Source organism: Flavobacterium davisii (assembly GCF_042182265.1).
Classification (GTDB): Bacteria; Bacteroidota; Bacteroidia; order Flavobacteriales; family Flavobacteriaceae; genus Flavobacterium; species Flavobacterium davisii.
In genome coordinates this window covers 2769755-2789175 of the sequence record NZ_CP097869.1, presented here as the reverse complement: position 1 = coordinate 2789175, position 19421 = coordinate 2769755, and the positions used below count along the sequence as shown (strand labels likewise).

18 protein-coding genes are annotated in these 19421 nt (G+C 28.7%); 14 read left to right on the top strand and 4 right to left on the bottom strand.

Annotated features, from left to right (window positions below; translation table 11 throughout):
• Positions 1 to 143: 143 nt before the first annotated feature.
• From NAB20_RS11910 to NAB20_RS11880, 7 genes are all read left to right on the top strand, one after another.
• The gene (locus NAB20_RS11910) at positions 144 to 1364 is read left to right on the top strand and encodes an RsmB/NOP family class I SAM-dependent RNA methyltransferase (protein ID WP_375605180.1); all 1221 of its coding nucleotides are present in this window, start codon (positions 144 to 146) and stop codon (positions 1362 to 1364) included.
• An 18-nt stretch (positions 1365 to 1382) separates the two neighbouring features.
• Entirely contained in the window at positions 1383 to 2498 is a 1116-nt protein-coding gene (locus tag NAB20_RS11905; protein ID WP_375605179.1) for an endonuclease, read from the top strand.
• 63 nt (positions 2499 to 2561) lie between these two features.
• Positions 2562 to 4949 carry an endonuclease gene (locus NAB20_RS11900; protein ID WP_375605178.1) on the top strand — a complete coding sequence of 796 codons (2388 nt, stop codon included), beginning with the start codon at positions 2562 to 2564 and terminating at the stop codon, positions 4947 to 4949.
• Between the two features lie 332 nt (positions 4950 to 5281).
• Positions 5282 to 6670 carry a dihydrolipoyl dehydrogenase gene (lpdA, locus tag NAB20_RS11895; protein WP_088393767.1) on the top strand — a complete coding sequence of 463 codons (1389 nt, stop codon included), beginning with the start codon at positions 5282 to 5284 and terminating at the stop codon, positions 6668 to 6670.
• 463 nt (positions 6671 to 7133) lie between these two features.
• Positions 7134 to 8471 (top strand): DUF262 domain-containing protein, encoded by a 1338-nt coding sequence (locus NAB20_RS11890; protein WP_375605177.1) that lies wholly within the window; start codon positions 7134 to 7136, stop codon positions 8469 to 8471.
• Positions 8461 to 10434: a DUF262 domain-containing protein gene (locus tag NAB20_RS11885; RefSeq protein ID WP_375605176.1), complete on the top strand. Its 1974-nt coding sequence runs from the start codon at positions 8461 to 8463 to the stop codon at positions 10432 to 10434. Before NAB20_RS11890 ends, NAB20_RS11885 begins: the two co-directional genes overlap by 11 nt.
• A 69-nt stretch (positions 10435 to 10503) precedes the next feature.
• Positions 10504 to 10893 carry an acyl-CoA thioesterase gene (locus NAB20_RS11880; RefSeq protein ID WP_105196854.1) on the top strand — a complete coding sequence of 130 codons (390 nt, stop codon included), beginning with the start codon at positions 10504 to 10506 and terminating at the stop codon, positions 10891 to 10893.
• A 335-nt stretch (positions 10894 to 11228) separates the two neighbouring features.
• On the opposite strand, the gene NAB20_RS11875 is transcribed toward NAB20_RS11880, so the two are convergent.
• Positions 11229 to 11957 (bottom strand): biotin--[acetyl-CoA-carboxylase] ligase, encoded by a 729-nt coding sequence (locus NAB20_RS11875; protein ID WP_105196853.1) that lies wholly within the window; start codon positions 11955 to 11957, stop codon positions 11229 to 11231.
• A 100-nt stretch (positions 11958 to 12057) separates the two neighbouring features.
• On the opposite strand from NAB20_RS11875, the gene rsfS reads away from it, so the two are divergent.
• From rsfS to NAB20_RS11840, 7 genes are all read left to right on the top strand, one after another.
• Positions 12058 to 12429, top strand: coding sequence for a ribosome silencing factor (rsfS, locus tag NAB20_RS11870; protein ID WP_014164525.1), 372 nt, complete (start codon positions 12058 to 12060; stop codon positions 12427 to 12429).
• A gap of 14 nt (positions 12430 to 12443) precedes the next feature.
• Positions 12444 to 14366 (top strand): ATP-dependent zinc metalloprotease FtsH, encoded by a 1923-nt coding sequence (ftsH, locus tag NAB20_RS11865; protein WP_105196852.1) that lies wholly within the window; start codon positions 12444 to 12446, stop codon positions 14364 to 14366.
• Positions 14367 to 14473: 107 nt separating this feature from the next.
• On the top strand, positions 14474 to 15079 hold the full coding sequence (locus NAB20_RS11860) for an LUD domain-containing protein (protein WP_088393845.1): 606 nt from the start codon (positions 14474 to 14476) through the stop codon (positions 15077 to 15079).
• Between the two features lies 1 nt (position 15080).
• Entirely contained in the window at positions 15081 to 15884 is an 804-nt protein-coding gene (locus tag NAB20_RS11855; RefSeq protein WP_105196851.1) for a phosphatidate cytidylyltransferase, read from the top strand.
• On the top strand, positions 15874 to 16527 hold the full coding sequence (locus NAB20_RS11850; protein WP_105196850.1) for a phosphatidylserine decarboxylase family protein: 654 nt from the start codon (positions 15874 to 15876) through the stop codon (positions 16525 to 16527). The genes NAB20_RS11855 and NAB20_RS11850 overlap by 11 nt, the downstream gene beginning before the upstream one ends.
• Before the next feature lies 1 nt (position 16528).
• Positions 16529 to 16804 carry an acyl-CoA-binding protein gene (locus NAB20_RS11845; protein ID WP_088393851.1) on the top strand — a complete coding sequence of 92 codons (276 nt, stop codon included), beginning with the start codon at positions 16529 to 16531 and terminating at the stop codon, positions 16802 to 16804.
• Positions 16797 to 17660 (top strand): superoxide dismutase, encoded by an 864-nt coding sequence (locus tag NAB20_RS11840; RefSeq protein ID WP_375605175.1) that lies wholly within the window; start codon positions 16797 to 16799, stop codon positions 17658 to 17660. Before NAB20_RS11845 ends, NAB20_RS11840 begins: the two co-directional genes overlap by 8 nt.
• A gap of 133 nt (positions 17661 to 17793) precedes the next feature.
• Here the strand turns inward: NAB20_RS11840 and NAB20_RS11835 are convergent, their stop codons facing one another.
• From NAB20_RS11835 to NAB20_RS11825, 3 genes are all read right to left on the bottom strand, one after another.
• On the bottom strand, positions 17794 to 18174 hold the full coding sequence (locus NAB20_RS11835; protein ID WP_127823018.1) for a hypothetical protein: 381 nt from the start codon (positions 18172 to 18174) through the stop codon (positions 17794 to 17796).
• A 481-nt stretch (positions 18175 to 18655) separates the two neighbouring features.
• Positions 18656 to 18793, bottom strand: coding sequence for a hypothetical protein (locus NAB20_RS11830; RefSeq protein WP_164849072.1), 138 nt, complete (start codon positions 18791 to 18793; stop codon positions 18656 to 18658).
• Positions 18790 to 19338 (bottom strand): hypothetical protein, encoded by a 549-nt coding sequence (locus NAB20_RS11825; RefSeq protein WP_127823019.1) that lies wholly within the window; start codon positions 19336 to 19338, stop codon positions 18790 to 18792. The genes NAB20_RS11830 and NAB20_RS11825 overlap by 4 nt, the downstream gene beginning before the upstream one ends.
• Positions 19339 to 19421 lie beyond the last annotated feature (83 nt).

Below are 19421 nucleotides of genomic sequence, written 5' to 3'. Positions count from 1 at the left end.
CTTTATTCGTTCCTCTTTTGATTAATGTTTAATTAGAAGATTATAGAAAGTAGTATAATTTTTTATTTTCTAAAAATAAAATACGTTAGAGTGTTTATAAGCTTATAACTTTATCTTATATTTGCGCCCTCAAAATTAATGATATGCGATTACATAGAAACCTTGTTTACACTACTATAGACTCTTTAAATGCCATTTTTAATGAAGGAGAATATGCGGATAAAGTAGTAGCAAGAGCACTAAAAAAAGATAAAAGGTGGGGGAGTGCAGATAGAAAGTTTGTAGCAGAAACAATCTATGAAATTGTGAGATGGAAACGTTTATATGCTGAAATAGGAGATGTTAAAGAACCTTATAATCGTGAAAATTTATGGCGTATGTTTGCAGCATGGGCTGTATTAAGAGGTTATCCTATACCTGATTGGACGCAATTACAAGGTACTCCAGAGCGTAAAATTAAAGGACGTTTTAATGAATTCTCTAAAACAAGAGCTATAAAAGAATCTATTCCTGATTGGATGGATGCTCTTTGTTTAAAAGAGTTAGGAGAAGATGTTTGGAGTAAAGAAATTAAAGCACAGAATGAACAAGCTAAGGTAATTTTACGAGTAAATACTTTAAAAACTACTAAAGAAAAACTACGTGCTATTTTAATGGATTTGAATATAGAGACAGATTTTTTAAAAGACCAGGTAGATGCTTTAATTTTAAAGGAACGCGCAAATGTCTTTTTAACTCAAGCTTTTAAAGAAGGTTTGTTTGAAGTACAAGATGCTTCATCACAATTAGTAGCTCCATTGTTAGATGTCCGACCAGGTATGCGAGTAGTAGACACTTGTGCAGGAGCAGGAGGCAAGACACTTCATTTAGCATCTATTATGCAAAATAAAGGACAATTGATTGCTTTAGATTTATACGAAAGTAAATTAAATCAGTTGAAGTTAAGAGCTCGTCGTAACGGAGTTCATAATGTTGAAACTCGTGTTATCGAAAGCTCTAAAACAATTAAAAAACTTTATGGAACAGCTGATCGCGTATTAATTGATGCGCCTTGTAGTGGTTTGGGAGTTTTAAAACGTAATCCAGATAGCAAGTGGAAACTGCAACCAGAATTTATAGATAATATCCGTAAGGTACAAGCAGAAGTTTTAGAAAATTATTCTAAAATTCTTAAACCAGGAGGAAAGTTGGTTTATGCCACTTGTTCTATATTACCATCTGAAAATCAAGAACAAATTCAAAAGTTTTTAGCAACAGAAAATGGTAAAAATTTCATGTTTATTCGCGATTATAAAATATTAGCACATCAAACGGGTTTTGATGGCTTTTATATGGCACTGTTAGAAAAAAAAAATGTAATCTAGGTTTATAAATTACTCTATATGAAAAAGAACTATCTTTTTTTTGTTTTCATTTTAAGTTCCTTTTGGGCAGTCGGACAAAATTGTCCGAGTGATTTAAGAGCATATTATTCTTCCGCAACAGGAATGAATTATGTTTTAAAAACACAACTTTTTAATATTATAAAGGATCATACGGTAATTAGTTATACGCCTGGTTTATGGAACCTATACTATACTTCGGATGTAAATTCTGATGGAAGAGTTTGGGATATATATTCAAACTGTAATTTTGTTTTCGGTACTCCTCTTTTAACAGGCGGTAGTCAAGACGACGGAAAAGGAGGAAAAGTAGAATGCGAAAGATATAATAGAGAACATACTTTTCCTAAAAGTTGGTTTGGAGGTTCATCAGGAATGCCAATGTATACGGACGCATTTCATGTTATGCCTACTGATAAAAAAGATAATGGAATGAGAGGAAGTATGCCTTATGGAATAGTGGGCAATACCCCTACCTATATAACAAATAATAATTCCAAAATAGGAATTTGTATAGCCCCCAACGCTCCTGTTAATCTTATTGTTTTTGAACCCGCAGATCAATATAAAGGAGATATAGCAAGAAATTATTTTTATATGGCTACGCGTTATGAAGATAAAATTTCAAATTGGCAAAATATTACAGTTGATGGAAATACTGTTTTAGATGGATCTAATGATCAAGTTTATGAAAAATGGTATCTGGATTTAATGATAAATTGGCATCTTCAAGATCCAGTTAGTCAAAAAGAAATTGATAGAAATAATGCAGTTTGCGCCGTACAACATAATAGAAATCCTTTTATAGATCATCCTGAATATGTTTGTCAAATATGGTCTGCACAATGCCAAGCTTTATCTAATTTAGAATTTCAATTACAAACAAATATCAGTTTATCCCCTAATCCATCAAATGGAGAATGGATAAAAATTAATTCTGCAATAGAGTTAGATGAAATTGAGGTATATACTATAAATGGACAGTTAATACAAAAGAGTAAAAAACCAGTAAGAACAGACGAAAGTTATAATTTAATTGGTTTATCAAAAGGATTATATCTAATAAAATTAACTGCTGGAAATCAATTTACAACGAAAAAAATTATCGTAGAATAAAAAAGTGGCTATATGCCACTTTTTTATTTTAATTATATACCAAAAACAATTTAAAACAACCAAATGAAATCAAAAACTACTTTGTTTGCACTTTTTTGTGCATTAGTAGGGCATGCACAAGCGCCCTCTGGTTATTACAGTTCCGCTACAGGCTCTGGTTATACTTTGAAAACACAATTGTATAACATTATTAAAGGACATACGGATAATGGTTATTCGGGACTTTGGACTACTTATCAGACTTCTGATAGAGATAAAGAATATGAAAATGATAACTCTATTATTGATGTTTATTCTGAAAACCCTACAGGAACAGACCCTTATGTGTACCAATACGGTACAAATCAGTGTGGAACTTATTCGGTAGAAGGGGGATGCTATAATCGTGAACACATGATTCCTCAATCTGTTTTTAATAATGCAGCACCTATGGTATCAGATGCTCATTTTATTCCTCCTACTGATGGAAAAGTAAATGGAATGCGTTCTAATTATCCTCATGGAATGGTAGCTGTTGCAAGTTGGACATCAAGAAATGGAGGAAAATTAGGATCAAGTGCTGTTTCAGGTTATACTGGTACCGTTTTTGAACCAATTAATGAATTCAAAGGAGATATTGCTCGTATGTATTTTTATTTTGCTACTCGTTATGAAAATACAGTTGCTAATTATACCTCTTATGAAATGTTTAACGGAACATCTAATCAAGTTTTTGGAAAACCTTTTTTAGATATGCTATTAAAATGGCATGCGCAAGATCCTGTAAGTCCTAGAGAAATAGCTAGAAATAATGCGATCTATGCTCGTCAAGGTAATAGAAACCCATTTATTGATAATCCTAATTATGTGAACCTTATTTGGGGAGGTTCTATTGCGGATACTACAGCTCCTTCTATACCATCTAATCTAATCTCTTCAGGAATATCAACAACAAGTTGTACGTTATCGTGGACTGCGTCTACAGATAATGTTGGAGTAACCAGTTACAATATATATTTAAATGGAGCTTTAAAAATAACGGTTGCGGGGACTAGTGCCAATATAACAGGATTAACAGCCTCTACGACTTATTCTTTTACAGTAAAAGCAAAAGATGCTGCTGGAAATACTTCAGATTCAAGTAATGCGTTAAATGTTACAACAACTGCTGGAACCGATATAATTGCTCCTACAGTTCCTAATAATTTAACCGTTTCAAATGTTACAACTACAGGATGTGTTTTATCATGGGCAGCATCAACAGATAATGTAGGAGTAATAGGATACGATATATATCAAGGAACTTTACTAAAAACTTCAGTAATAGGAACGACAGCTACAATAACAGGTTTATCTGCTTCAACCAATTATTCATTTACAGTAAGAGCAAAAGATGCTGCTGGAAATACTTCAGATTCAAGTAATGCGTTAAATGTTACAACAACTGCTGGAACCGATATAATTGCTCCTACAGTTCCTAACAATTTAACTGTTTCAAATATTACAACTACAGGATGTGTTTTATCATGGGCAGCATCAACAGATAATGTAGGAGTAATAGGATACGATATATATCAAGGAACTTTACTAAAAACTTCAGTAATAGGAACGACAGCTACAATAACAGGTCTATCTGCTTCAACCAATTATTCATTTACAGTAAGAGCAAAAGATGCTGCTGGAAATACTTCAGGATCAAGTAATGTACTAAATGTTACTACTACGGCTAGTACAACAGCTATTACTAATCTATATTTTTCAGAATATTTAGAAGGGACTTCTAATAACAAAGCTTTAGAAATTACAAATATAACAGGATCTCCTGTTAGTTTATCATCTTACGCTATAAAAAAACAAACAAATGGTTCAGGTTCGTGGAGTACTGGTTTAACATTATCAGGGACATTAGATAATAATGGAAAATTTGTTATTGTTAATAGTTTAATTTCTTCTACATGTTATTCTACTGCATTAGCAAATTTATCTACTTCTGCTGGCGAGATGGCTTATAATGGAAATGATGCTATAGGTTTGTTTAAAAATGGCGTTTTAGTAGATATTATAGGTAAATTTAATGGAGGTACAGCTGATTTTTCTATAGATGAAACAATGAGAAGAAAGGCTACAGCAATTGTACCAAGTACCACTTTTAACAAAACAAACGATTGGGATATATATAGTGTTGATAACTGCTCAGGTTTAGGTAATAGAGTGGTAAAATCTAATGAAAATAAAAAAGACATACATTTAAATTTATTTCCTAATCCAACAAAAGGAAATTTCCAAATAACTTTTGAAGATTTAGCTCAAAAATATACAGTTGAAATTTATACAACTTTAGGTCAAAAAATTTACGAAATAACAGAAGTTACTTCTGAATCAATTTTTATTAATGATTTACCTAAAGGTATTTATTTAGTAAAAATTAATCAAAATGAAAATTCTACTACCAAACGAGTTGTAGTAGAATAATTATATTGTATAAAATAAAAATGCTCCTAAAATTAACATTTAGGAGCATTTTTTATAGATTAATATTTGTAAAAAGTAAATCACCTAAAAGTTAAACAATCTATTAATTTTAGAATCAAGCCTCCTTATTTCAGATTTTTTATAGCAAACTTAGTTTTACAACATTGAAGATAATAAAAGGAGTATTTTCAGATTCCAAGTTGTTTTTATCTGTAATAAATTTCTAAAGTGTAATTTGAGTTAAACATAAAAACATAATTGATGTATTTTTTTATTATACCATAAATTATATTTATTTTCGTGCTCTGAAAAACTTGAAAAATCAAAATAAAATGAAATACGATATTATAGTTTTAGGTAGTGGACCGGGTGGTTACGTTACTGCTATTCGTGCATCTCAATTAGGCTTTAAAGTAGCTGTTATTGAAAAAGAAAACTTGGGAGGTATTTGTTTAAATTGGGGATGTATACCAACAAAAGCCTTGTTAAAGTCTGCTCAAGTTTTTGATTACCTAAAGCATGCTTCTGACTACGGTCTAAAAGCAGATAATGTAGATAAAGATTTTGATGCTGTTATTACTCGCTCAAGAGGTGTTGCTGAAGGAATGAGTAAAGGAGTTCAATTCTTAATGAAAAAAAATAAAATAGATGTAATTGACGGTTTTGGAAAGGTTAAACCAGGAAAAAAAGTTGAAGTTACAGATAAAGAAGGTAAAGTAACGGATTATACAGCCGATCATATTATTATAGCTACAGGGGCTCGTTCACGTGAGTTGCCTAATTTACCACAAGATGGTAAAAAGGTAATAGGATATCGTCAAGCGATGACATTATCTGAACAACCTAAAAAAATGATTGTAGTAGGATCAGGTGCTATAGGAGTTGAATTCGCACATTTTTATAATGCAATGGGAACGGAAGTAACAATTGTAGAGTTTATGCCTAATATTGTTCCAGTTGAAGATGAAGATATATCAAAACAATTTGAACGATCTTTAAAAAAAGCAGGAATTAATATCATGACCAATGCTTCAGTTGAAAAAGTAGATACAACAGGAGCAGGAGTTAAAGCAACTGTTAAGACAGCTAAAGGAGAAGAAATATTAGAAGCAGATATTGTACTTTCTGCAGTAGGAATTAAAACAAATATTGAAGGAATAGGATTAGAAGATGTAGGAATTGCTACTGACCGCGATAAAGTTTTAGTTAATGCTTATTACCAAACCAATATTCCAGGATATTATGCAATAGGAGATATAACTCCAGGTCAAGCTTTAGCACACGTTGCTTCAGCAGAAGGAATTATTTGTGTTGAAAAAATTGCTGGTTTACATGTAGATCCTTTAGATTATGGAAATATTCCAGGTTGTACCTATGCAACTCCTGAAATTGCATCAGTTGGTTTAACAGAAAAAGCAGCTAAAGAAAAAGGATATGAAATAAAAGTAGGCAAGTTCCCTTTTTCAGCTTCAGGAAAAGCATCGGCAGCAGGTACCAAAGATGGTTTTGTAAAAGTTATTTTTGATGCTAAATATGGAGAATGGTTAGGTTGTCACATGATTGGTGCTGGAGTAACTGATATGATAGCAGAAGCTGTTGTAGCCCGCAAATTAGAAACTACAGGACATGAAATACTAAAAGCTGTACATCCACACCCTACTATGAGTGAAGCCGTAATGGAAGCCGTTGCGGATGCTTACGGAGAAGTTATCCATTTATAAAACATAATAAAAGAGGCAATCAAAAAATAAAGCTAAGTCTACTACTAAAAAAGTTTCATTTAAGAATTGAGTATTCCTTTCTTTGATTAAACTTTTTAAAGTATCACCCTTTGATAACTAGAATAAAGCTTAATAAAATCAAACTATTTTTTGAATGCCTCTTTTTTATACCCCTATTCTAATTTAGGATGTTTCTTCTTTTTCTGTATATATTATATTTCTAAATAACGTATACCCAATCATAAGCTAAATACAACTTCTATTCTACTTTATACTAGTTTTAAATTTCATCTATTCTAATTCATTAACTCGTTTTTTAGAATCATTTCTTTCACTATCTTTATAATGATAATCGCCTTTTTAATATCTAAAACCAGTTTAAGATAGAGTTAAGATAGGTGTAGCTTACACATTTTTTAAATGAATAAAAGGAAGTAAACAAACGAGTTGATTATAATACTAAATGGAAGAAAACAAGCCTAAAATAATAAAAGTAAGAGATCTACTTACAAATGATCGCGTACAAATACCAAGTTATCAACGACCTTATAAATGGACTATAAAAAATGTTAATCAATTAATTGATGATCTTTTAATTCATAAAGAAAAATCAGAATATCGTTTAGGAACACTTGTTATTCATAATCATGATGCTATTTTTGACATTGTCGATGGACAACAAAGAACAATAACATTAATATTAATTGCATACGCAATAACCCAAAAACACAAAAAAACAATAGACGAAGATAAAATATTGAAAAATTTTAATCCAAAACTTCTAAATTTATCTTTTACAAATAATATTTCAAAAACAAATATTCAAAATAACTACAAACAAATTGAAAGAAGAATTGCAGAATTTGATGAAAAATTAATAGAATTCTTTTTAGATAAATGTACATTGGTAGAAGTAGTTTTAACCAACATTTCAGAAGCATTTCAGTTTTTTGATTCCCAAAATGCAAGAGGAAAAGATCTAGAACCTCACGATTTATTAAAAGCATTTCATCTCCGAGAAATGAATAATTTTTCAACAGAAGAGGAACGTAAAAAAACAGTTGAAAAGTGGGAAAGTTTAGATACCACAAAACTTTCACAATTATTTTCAGAATACTTATTTAGGATTAGAAATTGGAGTAGGGGACATTCATCACGATATTTTTCAAAAAATGAAGTGGATGTTTTCAAAGGTGTAAGTTCGGATATAGAAGAAAATTATCCTTTTCTAGAAATGCTTCGAATTACACACTTTTATATCGAAGAATACAATCGCTCATACCACAGGAATATTGATAAACAAAAAATGACTTACCCTTTTCAGATAGATGGAACCATTATAAATGGAAAACGATTTTTTGAAATGATTGAACATTATCAAATTATGATAGATAACCTAAAATCAGAAGCAATCAAGGAAAAATATCCTTTATTAAAAATTATCAAAACTTATGAAGGTAGTTTTCGTACAGGAGATAAATATATTCGTAACTTATTTTACTGTGGATTAATTTATTATCTAGATAAATTTGGTGATAAAGAACTATCAAAAGTAATAGATAAAATTTTTATTTGGGCTTATTCTTTACGCCTAAAATTACAAGCAGTTGGACTGGATTCTGTTGATAATTATGCCCTTAATCTAGGGCATTCTCAAATACAATTATTCAAAAAAATTAAAGAAACTATAAAGCCCCATGATATTTTAAATTTACGATTCGAAATTTTAAAAGAAAATAGATCGAGTAAAACAGAAGAAATTGTAGAACGATTCAAGAAATTAAAATATTATGAATCATAAACAACCTAAATATTATAGCATTCAAGAATTATTTAGTTCTGAGGATTATGTAATTCCAATTTATCAAAGAAATTATGAATGGAGTGAACCTCAAATAACACAATTAATACAAGATATAGTAGACTATGTTATTAAAAATAAAGATACGACCGATATATCTCAATATTATATAGGTTCTTTAATCACTTATGAAAGAAAACTAGAAGGCAACGTAATCTATGAAACTATTGATGGACAACAGCGCTTAACCACATTAACCTTATTGCTAAATGTAATCAAAAAAGAATATCCAACAATTGATTTATCTTGGTATAAAAAACTCAATTTATCTTTTGATAGCCGTAAAATAGCTTCCAATACACTTCTATATCTTTTTAATAAAGAAAGTTTAGATAATAAAGAATGTAATGCTACACTTCAACAAGGGTATTATGATGCAAAAAAATCATTGGCAAGAATTTTGGCTGAAAACAATTTAACTATTGAGTGTTTTTGCAACTATTTTTTTGAAAAAGTTACAATCTTACGTGTTTTAGTTCCTGACGATACAAATTTAAATCACTATTTTGAAATAATGAATAGTCGTGGAGAACAATTAGAGAAACACGAAATTTTAAAAGCAAAAATGCTTGAAATCTTAGAAGAAGATCATTTGAAATATGCTTTCAATTTAATTTGGGAAGCAACTTCAAACATGGAAAAATACGTACAATATGGTTTTTCAGTTACACAAAGACATGAACTATTTGGTGAGAATGATTGGAACAATTTAATTAACCCAGAAAATGTTTATTCTAAATTAAAAATTCCAAACAATAATCAAATTACAGAAGAAGCTTTTACAATAAGCCAACTTCTTGCAAAAAATATAAATTTTACCTCAGATAATTCAAGTACTACAGATGAAAACCCAGAACGATTTAATACAATCATTAATTTTTCAAATTTTCTACTTCACATTTTAAGAATACAAACAAAATCCAATGTTCCATTAGATGACAAACAATTATTGGAATTGTTCGATCCTTTTTTAAAGAATAATGATAAAAAAGAATTTGTAAAAGAATTTGGTTATAATTTGTTAAAAGGTAAATTATATTTTGACAAGTACATTATAAAAAGAGAATTTACAAAAGGATCAGATCATTGGAGTTTAAAACGATTAAAATGGTATGATGGAAATAAAGTAGGCTATGTAAATACTTTTGATGTAGATAATGTGGAAATGATAGAAGGCATTAATAGAGAAATTCTAATGCTATTATCTATGTTTCATGTTTCAAATCCAACTTTAGTTTACAAACATTGGTTAAACGCCTCTTTGAAATTTACTTTAGAATATTCTGGAACTAATTTAGCAAATGACTATAAATCATATCTTGAAAATCTTGCTAAAGCATTTTTGAATGATCGATTCTTAGCAATCAATCCCAAAGATTATTTTGAAATAATTTATATAAATGAAGGAAAACAAAAAAATATAGAAACGGCTATTGATATAAATAAACTTCATCAAGGAACAACCGTAGAAAACTTTATATTTAATTATTTGGATTATTTATTATGGCAAAATTATAGAACAGATAATCGTGAATATTTTAAAGTAAAAAGAGAAAAAATATTAATAGACAATCGTATAAAAGATTTTGAGTATACCTTTAGAAGTTCAGTAGAACATTATTACCCTCAAAATCCTATTGATAAAAATTTAAAAATAAAAGAACAAGATATAGAATGGTTAGATAATTTCGGGAATTTATGTTTAATTAGCGGTAGCAAAAATTCACGTTTAAGCAATTTTATGCCAACTGCAAAGAAAGATTATTATAAAGGAAGTAAAACGATTGACAGTATAAAACAACGTATTATGATGGAATATGAATATTGGGATATAAATGGATTGAATGGCCTTAATGAAATAAAAGAACATGGTCAAGAAATGATTCAAATCCTTAAAAAATAATACTTACAAACAGAATAAAATTTTAATTACTTTTATTAATAGCTAAAATTACCTCGAATAAAATTGATCATGAGATACAAAACGCATAAGTGGGTTAGACCAGAAGATTTAAACGCAAACGGAACTCTTTTTGGAGGAAAGTTGTTATCATGGATAGATGATGAAGCCGCTCTTTATTCAATAGTTATTCTAAAAAATAATAAGATTGTTACAAAATTTATGTCTGAAATAAATTTTATGAGTTCAGCTCGACAAGGTGACATTATAGAAATAGGACTCGATGTCATTAAATTCGGGAAGACATCTATTACAATGAAATGTGAGGTTAAAAATATAATGACAAAAGCTACTATTATAACAGTAGATTCTATTACAATGGTTAATTTAGATAGTTTTGGACAACCAGCTAATCATGGTAAAACACAATCAGATTTAGCTTTAGATGAAAAAAGTATTTAATTTCCTTTTAAATCAATAAAAACAATTCAAAATAAAAAATAATATTTCGTTTATTCTCTCAAAATACGAGTAAATTGGTAATTCATAATAGTAAATTTGTTTGGTCCCCGATTTAGATTTTTTATTTAAACTCAAATTCCGTACGAGAAGGTTGGCTTCTCTAATTCACTTCGTTCAAGTCTAATGCGGAATTTGGGTTAGATTGTTAAACCCAGATTACGCATTAGAAATCTATTCCACTTTATTTCACAACGAAGCCTAATGCGTAATCCGGGTTAAAGTAAAAAAACTAAAGAAAGTTAAATGAAAGAATTATTTAGTCACATTCCTAAAAATTAATAAAGCATTCTTATTTCCTTGATTCCGAATACTTTTGTACTATCATCTTCCAACGCAATTTCAATTAAACCATCTTGATTAACTTTTTTTATAATTCCCATAAACTTATGATGATTGTGATCCTCAAATGCTACAGGCTTATTAATTTTAAATAAATAATTATGATAACTATTCCATAAATCTATTTTATCATTTTTAAGCTTTTCTAAATTAATTTTTAACCTTGTTAGTATAGTAAACAATATTGCTTCTATATCATATTCTTTACTTGTAATACATTTTAATGAAGATGCTTGAGGAAGATTTTGAAAGTTTTCTTGATTTATATTAAGTCCAATACCAACAATAGATTCTATTTCTTGATTTCCTTTAAAATTATTTTCGATCAATATACCCGAAATTTTTTTATTACCTGACATAATGTCGTTTGGCCATTTTATATATAAGTCAGGAATATGGTAGTCTTCCAGAGCTTCTTTTATCGTTACTGCAATAGTTATATTAAGGTCAAAAATAGTAATGTCTTTTTTGATTGTATTTTTTATTAATATACTGGTTATTAGGTTTTTATTGTCTTCTGTGTTCCAGTTACTTCCCATCTGACCTCTGCCTTTCCATTGACTTTTAGCAGTCACTACAGTAAAATTTTCAAGTACTTGATCTTGTGAAAGTTTTTTTAAAAAATCATTAGTAGAATCTATGGCATTGAGTTTGATTAGTTTCATGTACTGTAATTTGAAATAGTAAAATTTAAGTATCTATTTTTTATCTTTCAAAATAAAGACAAAAAACAATAACTTTGCGAAAAATAATTATTCAAAATAAATGGCGAACAAAGAAGTAGGAAATGATATTTTATTAGCAAATATCATTAAAGGTATTGAAGACGTAAAAGGAAATGATATAGATATTTTAGATCTTAGAGAATTAGAAAATACAGTTTGTGATTATTTTGTTATTTGTAATGGTACCTCAAATACACAAGTTAATGCAATTGTTAATTCTGTTCAAAAAGCTGTTTCAAAAGAGCTCAAAGAAAAACCTTGGCATGTTGAAGGAACTGATAATGGAGAATGGGTATTGATGGACTACGTACATATAGTAGTTCATGTTTTCCAAAAACATATTAGAGAATATTACAACATAGAAAGTCTTTGGGGAGATGCTAAAATTACATCAATCGAAAATAAATATTAATTGTTAGAGTATCTATGTCAAAAGAAAATAAACAAAATAATTTTAAATTTAATCCTTGGTGGATATATGGCTTGATAGGAGCTGTATTTATAGCGATGTATTTATCAGGTCAATCTCGTTGGGTTGAACCTAGTAAAACAAATGTTTCTAAATTTTATGAGTTTTTAGAGGCAGGCGATGTGGATAAAGTAGAGGTCGACAACGATCGTTTTGTTACAGTTTATCTAAAAGAAAATGCTTTATCTAAAGAAGCTCATAAGAAATTACCTAAAGAAGATCTATTAGGTAGTAAGAATTTAGGTCCTCATTACTCTTTTGAAATAAGTGGTGAAGATGGAAGTTTTTCTAAAGATTTAAAAGAAGCTAAGTTAGCTAATAAAATTTCGCAATACGAATACAAAACATCAGGTGGTTGGACTGATTTTATGATTCAATTACTTCCTATTTTTATTTTGATTGGTTTTTGGGTCTTTATGATGCGTCGTATGTCAGGTGGCGGTTCAGGAGGTGGCGGTCAAATTTTTAATATTGGACGCTCAAAAGCTAAACTTTTTGATGAAAAAACAGACGTAAAAGTAACCTTTAAAGATGTAGCTGGATTAGAAGGAGCTAAAGAAGAAATACAAGAAATTGTAGAGTTCTTAAAAAATCCTAAAAAATATACTGATTTAGGAGGAAAGATTCCTAAAGGAGCTTTATTAGTAGGGCCTCCAGGTACAGGTAAAACATTATTAGCAAAAGCTGTTGCAGGAGAAGCTAAAGTTCCATTCTTTTCTCTTTCAGGATCTGATTTCGTAGAAATGTTTGTAGGAGTTGGAGCTTCTAGGGTTCGTGATTTATTTAAACAAGCTAAAGAAAAATCACCTGCTATCATTTTTATTGATGAAATAGATGCAGTAGGTAGAGCTAGGGGGAAAAGTAATTTTTCAGGATCTAATGATGAACGCGAAAATACACTAAATCAGTTGTTAACTGAAATGGATGGTTTTGGAACAGATACTAGTGTAATCGTATTAGCAGCTACTAACCGTGCAGATGTATTAGATAAAGCACTAATGCGTGCTGGACGCTTTGATAGACAAATTTACGTTGATTTACCAGATATTCGCGAACGTAAAGAAATCTTTGACGTACATTTAAAACCTTTGAAAAAAGTAGAAGATTTAGATACTGACTTTTTGTCAAAACAGACACCAGGATTTTCAGGAGCCGATATAGCTAATGTATGTAATGAAGCTGCTTTGATAGCTGCTAGAAATAATAAATCAGCAGTAGATAAACAAGACTTTTTAGATGCTGTAGATCGAATTATTGGCGGTTTAGAAAAGAAAAATAAAATCATAACAGCAGAAGAAAAAAGAGCAATAGCCATTCATGAGGCTGGTCACGCCACAGTAAGTTGGATGTTAGAGCATGCCGCACCACTAGTAAAAGTTACTATTGTACCAAGAGGACAAAGTTTAGGAGCAGCTTGGTATCTGCCAGAAGAAAGACAAATTGTTAGACCACATCAAATGTTAGATGAAATGTGCGCAACAATGGGAGGACGTGCAGCTGAAAAAGTAGTTTTTGACATGATTTCTACAGGAGCTTTAAGTGACTTAGAAAAAGTAACCAAACAAGCTCGTGCTATGGTTACGATATACGGACTCAATGAAAGATTGGGCAATGTAACCTATTATGATTCTTCTGGTCAGTCAGACTATAATTTTTCTAAACCTTATTCAGAAGAAACAGCCTTAACAATAGATAAGGAAATATCAACTATAATAGAAAAACAATATCAACGTGCTATATCCATTTTAGAAGAAAACAAAGAAAAATTAGAACGTTTAGCAGACATTTTAATAGAAAAAGAGGTAATCTTTAAGGATGATTTAGAGGAAATTTTTGGTAAACGTCCGTATGACAAACCTTTGTTAGAAGAAATTGTTTAAAACTTAGTTAATAAAATCTTTAAAAAACTCAATCTTATGTTAAAATTCGATTGAGTTTTTTTTAACTTTGCCTATTAAACCAAACTACTTCTATTTGTAAGTAATATATGAGTATTTTTAGGAAAATTTTTGGGTCAAGTAATGATGCTTCTCAAGAAGCTAATGAAAGTGAATATAACCCTTTTCAAGAAGTAAATGTTAATTTACCAGTAGATGAGTTGTTTACTTTAAATTTTAAAAAAAATGGAGGTAAATTCTTATACTGTGAAAATTTAGCAGAATTAAATGAACAATTTGAAAATATTTTAGAAGAAAATGATTGGTTCGAATCAGAAGCCATTTGTTTAGAGTCTAAATTATTTGGAATGTTAGATTCCAATAATATAAGCTATTCGGATGTCACAAGTCCAAAATTTTTATTAGCAACTTGTGAAGGACTTATAGCAGAAGATGGTTCTATTATGTTTTCTTCTACTCAAATAAAACAAAATAAAATAAATGAATTACCAGACAATATAATAGTTATTGCAGCTACTAGTCAGATGGTTCCTGGTAAAAGTGATGGACTACGTGAAATAAAAAAACGTTATACAACCAATTATCCCACTAATATTACAACCATTAAGTATTTTGAAAAAGTGAAAGAAGAAGATTTTCTTCGTTACGGAAGTTCTCCAAAAAATTTATATTTACTTTTATTAGAAGATTTATAGCATGAACGAAACAGTAGTCCGTGCATTATCAGGTGCTATATATGTTGCTCTGTTAGTGTCTGCTAGTCTATATTCAAAAGAATCCTTTTTAATTCTTTTTGGACTTTTTTTATTACAAGCAGTAAATGAATTTACGAATTTAGTTAGAATAAATAAAATACTAGCTTTTTCATTAGCTACTATTTCGTACTTAAATTTTACTTATTTTAATAATTATCATTTTAACAATTGGATGTTAACAATTATTAGCTTAATAGTATTAATTCTTCTTTTTAATTGGTTGTTTGACAATAAAATTAAAAATATAAATTCTTTAAGTTGGATAGTACTGATAGGTTATATTATTATTCCATTCATATTAATTACCAAATTAGGTCAAATAGAAGAAAACCATTACCCTCATATTATAATAGGAATCTTTATTTTGATATGGATAAATGATACCTTTGCTTATTTGGTAGGGAAAAAGTTCGGGAAAAGAAAATTGTTTGAAAAAATTTCGCCTAAAAAAACAATAGAAGGCTTTTTAGGTGGTACCATATTTACTATACTAGCTAGTTTTTTAATAAGCCGATATTATGTAAATTTGTTTCCAATTGGATATTGGATTCTAATTGCTCTTTTTACAAGTTTTTTTGGTACAATTGGAGATTTAGTAGAATCAAAATTTAAACGTTCAGCAGGAGTTAAAGATAGTGGTAGCATTATGCCAGGTCATGGAGGTATATTAGACCGATTAGATAGTGTTATTTTTACAGCCCCATTTATTTATTTATTATTAAAAATTGTAGGATATGTTTCATAAGGAAGGAATTAAAATTATTTCAGTAGCTTCGATAATAATGATTATTGGCTTATTTTTAGCTGATAAGTTTTTAATTGATATTGCATGGTTACGCTTAAGTGTGCAAATATTAATTTTGTTTCTCTATGTAATGATTTTACAATTTTTCAGAAATCCTAATAGAAAAATACAGGCTAATGAACATACTATATTAGCTCCTGTTGATGGTAAAGTCGTAGTAATAGAAGAAGTATATGAAGAAGAATACTTTAAAGATAAGCGTTTAATGGTTTCTATCTTTATGTCTCCAATAAATGTCCATGTAACCCGTTATGCTGTTTCAGGAATTGTTAAGTATAGCAAATATCATCCAGGTAAATATTTAGTAGCTTGGCATCCAAAAGCCAGTACAGAAAATGAACGTACTTCCGTAGTGGTTGAAAACAAAATCTTTGGAGAAATTTTATACCGTCAAATTGCAGGAGCTTTAGCAAAAAGAATTGTAAATTATGCAAAAGAAGGAGATCTAGCTATCCAAGGAACAGATGCAGGATTTATAAAATTTGGTTCACGTGTAGATTTATACCTACCATTAGGTACCAAAATTAATGTGAAACTACAAGAAAAAGCAATTGGAAATCACACAGTTATTGCCGAAGCTTAAAATGTTTGATCAAGAATTAGATATTAAATTCAGAGAAGCTTTTATAAAAGTTTCTAAAATGAAGCAGGATTCCCTTCCTCAGGATATTATGTTACGTTTATATGCTTATTATAAACAAGCTAGTTATGGTTCTATATCCAATATGGATTATAACAGTCTGGATGTAAGAGATGCTTTTAAGCTAAACGCTTGGATGCAAGTAAGTAATTTATCTATTGAAGAAGCTAAAAAAAACTATATTGATTTAGTAAACGAAATAGTTACAATAAATGAGTAAAAAAAAATTTTTTATCATAAGTTGGATCGGATTATCTCTTTTAAGTTGTAAAAAAGATACTTTAGTAGAAGTAGTGGATGTTCCAGCTACTCCTATAATAGCTGTTGAAAAAAAAGATACAAAACCTTCCGACCTAAAAGCTATAGAAGGAGCTTTTCAGCTATATAATTTACCTTTTGATTACAAAGCTTTAGAGCCCTATGTAGATGCCAATACTTTAGAATTACATTACTCAAAGTATTTATTACCTTACGTTAATGCTTTAAACAAAGCAGTTATAGGAACAAAATATGAAGTATTAGATTATTTAAATATATTTAAAAATTTAAACTATTCTGATACTGATATCCGTAATTATGTAGGTGCGGTGTATAATCATAATTTTTATTTTGAATCTATTGCTCCAAAAGCAGGAGGACAACCCACTGGAGAGCTATTAGATGCTATTAATAGAGATTTTGGCTCTTTCGATTTATTTATACAAAACTTTTCTGAAGCTTCTATAAAAATAAATGGTTCTGGTTGGACTTGGTTACTTTCTGATAAATACGGCAAATTACGAATTATTACAACTTCTAATAATGATGCTCCTCAAATGAAAGGATTAGGTTTCAAAGGGGTTCCATTGTTGTGCTTGGATATGTGGGAACACGCATATTATTTAAAATTTCAAAATAAGAAAAAAGAATATGCTAATACCTTTTTTAGTATAATTAATTGGTCTAAAATAGAAGAAAGATATAATGCTTTTCCAAAATCTAATTACACTCCAACGAGCCCTGTTTCAACTACAATTGTAGAAGATTCTGAGTCTGATTTAGTACCTTTAGAAAATAATAAAAAAGATAAAGAATAAAAGACAAGTTTCTGATTTCCTAAGTAAGATTAGATAATTATAAGTTAAAATATTAAATACTATTTATATAATTGAAGTGATTAAATTCTTAATTAGGTTTAAGAATAAAAAGAGTCAAATATTAAAATAAAAATTATTTATTAATATTCGACTCTTTTTCACTTAATATAATAAATCTATAAAAGATATAAAGGGATAATGTATTTAGTGCTATGCCAATAGGTTCAAATATTTTTTCTAAAGTATAATATTTTTGAAGGATAAATATTAAGTTTTGCATCATAAACATAATAATGCTTATAAGTAAAAGATAATTTTTATTACTAATATCATTATTTTCTAAATAGTAATTAGACAAGGCAATACCTCCCAATAAGGACATTAGAATAGCATTAAACAAAATAACTAAAAAGTTAAAAACATAAAATTCATCAATTAAGAATATAATATATAAATAGAAAAATAAAAAAGGAAAAGAACCAATTAAAAAAGGAATTATTCTTTTTTTTGTCATGCTTTTATAAACTAAAACAAGACTTAGAAATCTATTTATTAAATAAGCAACCATTCCATAAACTAAAAAAGATTTAATCTTACTTTGAAAAAAGAAATTGCTTATGATAACAAAAAGCAAAATGGTGATAAAAAGATAATTTCGTTTAGATGAACTATATATATATAGTATTTGTAGTAGAATTAACCGTAATAATCCAAAATAATGGAATAAGTTGTTTATTTTAAAAATTTCATCTATTAAAAATAACAATGCAGTAGAAAAGTAAAGAATACTTATTAACTCTATTGTCTTTTTTTGAGTCAAATTTTCCATAATTTTATTTTTAGCATTTATTATGTCATTTACAAAAGACAAGAGAATTTAAGAATTATAAAATGAATTAACTAGTTCTCATTCTCAAATTTAGTAAAAAAAATAAAATTATGTAAGAAAAGGCTTAAAATTTTAATTTAGAAGCTTAAAAAAAATAGTATATCTATTAATTTTTAGCATAAAAAAAACTAGTAATTTCTTTTAATTTATTTTTCCGTTCTATTTTTTTTGCTTGATTTTTAATTTTAGCTTTTTTGAGTTTAGTATTAAATTTTTTAATATTTTTTTCGTTTTTACGACTCATAAATATTTTTTTTTTATTTGCTCTAAAGTTAATTCCGTATAAATTAGATCATTTATTATTTTCTCTCTCAAAGAAGAAATATCTTCGTCAAAATATTTTGCCCAATTGGTTAAATTTAAGATATTACGAGCATTTTTTAATTTTTTTTGAGTTTCCTTACTTGTTCTTAAAATAGCAGAACCGTTATAATCTTTTGTTTGTTTGTGTAGATAATGAATTTCATTACGGATACGATCCCAATGAAGATAATATAATTTTTCAATTTCATTATCAGGAAAAAAACTATCCCAAGTAGCAAAACCTAGTTTATATTTAGTAGAATTTAATTTATGATCTATTAATCGCCATTTTGAATTTGCAAATCGTCCCCAATGATTTGATAATCTGTAAATTCCTTTTTCGGTATAATAATATTTACTACCTGATTTACTTACAAAATCAGGTGTTAAATCAGAAATAAAAGCAGAGGAAACCTCTTCAAACAAACAAAAAGTTTTTTTTAATGAATTTATTCGAGGATAATATTTAGATTTTGTTTTCTTCAAAACTTTAAATAAAACTTAAAAATGACTTATATAACTACAAAAAGGCTATTTTTGTGCTTCAAAAGTAATAAAACTATTTTTAT

Coding starts and splice junctions, on each gene's coding strand:
- NAB20_RS11845 (WP_088393851.1), top strand. CDS start 16,529: ATGTTTGATCAAGAATTAGATATTAAATTCAGAGAAGCTTTTATAAAA.
- NAB20_RS11900 (WP_375605178.1), top strand. CDS start 2,562: ATGAAATCAAAAACTACTTTGTTTGCACTTTTTTGTGCATTAGTAGGG.
- NAB20_RS11840 (WP_375605175.1), top strand. CDS start 16,797: ATGAGTAAAAAAAAATTTTTTATCATAAGTTGGATCGGATTATCTCTT.
- NAB20_RS11880 (WP_105196854.1), top strand. CDS start 10,504: ATGAGATACAAAACGCATAAGTGGGTTAGACCAGAAGATTTAAACGCA.
- NAB20_RS11855 (WP_105196851.1), top strand. CDS start 15,081: ATGAACGAAACAGTAGTCCGTGCATTATCAGGTGCTATATATGTTGCT.
- ftsH (WP_105196852.1), top strand. CDS start 12,444: ATGTCAAAAGAAAATAAACAAAATAATTTTAAATTTAATCCTTGGTGG.
- NAB20_RS11885 (WP_375605176.1), top strand. CDS start 8,461: ATGAATCATAAACAACCTAAATATTATAGCATTCAAGAATTATTTAGT.
- NAB20_RS11835 (WP_127823018.1), bottom strand. CDS start 18,174: ATGACAAAAAAAAGAATAATTCCTTTTTTAATTGGTTCTTTTCCTTTT.
- rsfS (WP_014164525.1), top strand. CDS start 12,058: ATGGCGAACAAAGAAGTAGGAAATGATATTTTATTAGCAAATATCATT.
- NAB20_RS11910 (WP_375605180.1), top strand. CDS start 144: ATGCGATTACATAGAAACCTTGTTTACACTACTATAGACTCTTTAAAT.
- NAB20_RS11860 (WP_088393845.1), top strand. CDS start 14,474: ATGAGTATTTTTAGGAAAATTTTTGGGTCAAGTAATGATGCTTCTCAA.
- NAB20_RS11830 (WP_164849072.1), bottom strand. CDS start 18,793: ATGAGTCGTAAAAACGAAAAAAATATTAAAAAATTTAATACTAAACTC.
- NAB20_RS11905 (WP_375605179.1), top strand. CDS start 1,383: ATGAAAAAGAACTATCTTTTTTTTGTTTTCATTTTAAGTTCCTTTTGG.
- NAB20_RS11890 (WP_375605177.1), top strand. CDS start 7,134: ATGGAAGAAAACAAGCCTAAAATAATAAAAGTAAGAGATCTACTTACA.
- NAB20_RS11850 (WP_105196850.1), top strand. CDS start 15,874: ATGTTTCATAAGGAAGGAATTAAAATTATTTCAGTAGCTTCGATAATA.
- lpdA (WP_088393767.1), top strand. CDS start 5,282: ATGAAATACGATATTATAGTTTTAGGTAGTGGACCGGGTGGTTACGTT.
- NAB20_RS11875 (WP_105196853.1), bottom strand. CDS start 11,957: ATGAAACTAATCAAACTCAATGCCATAGATTCTACTAATGATTTTTTA.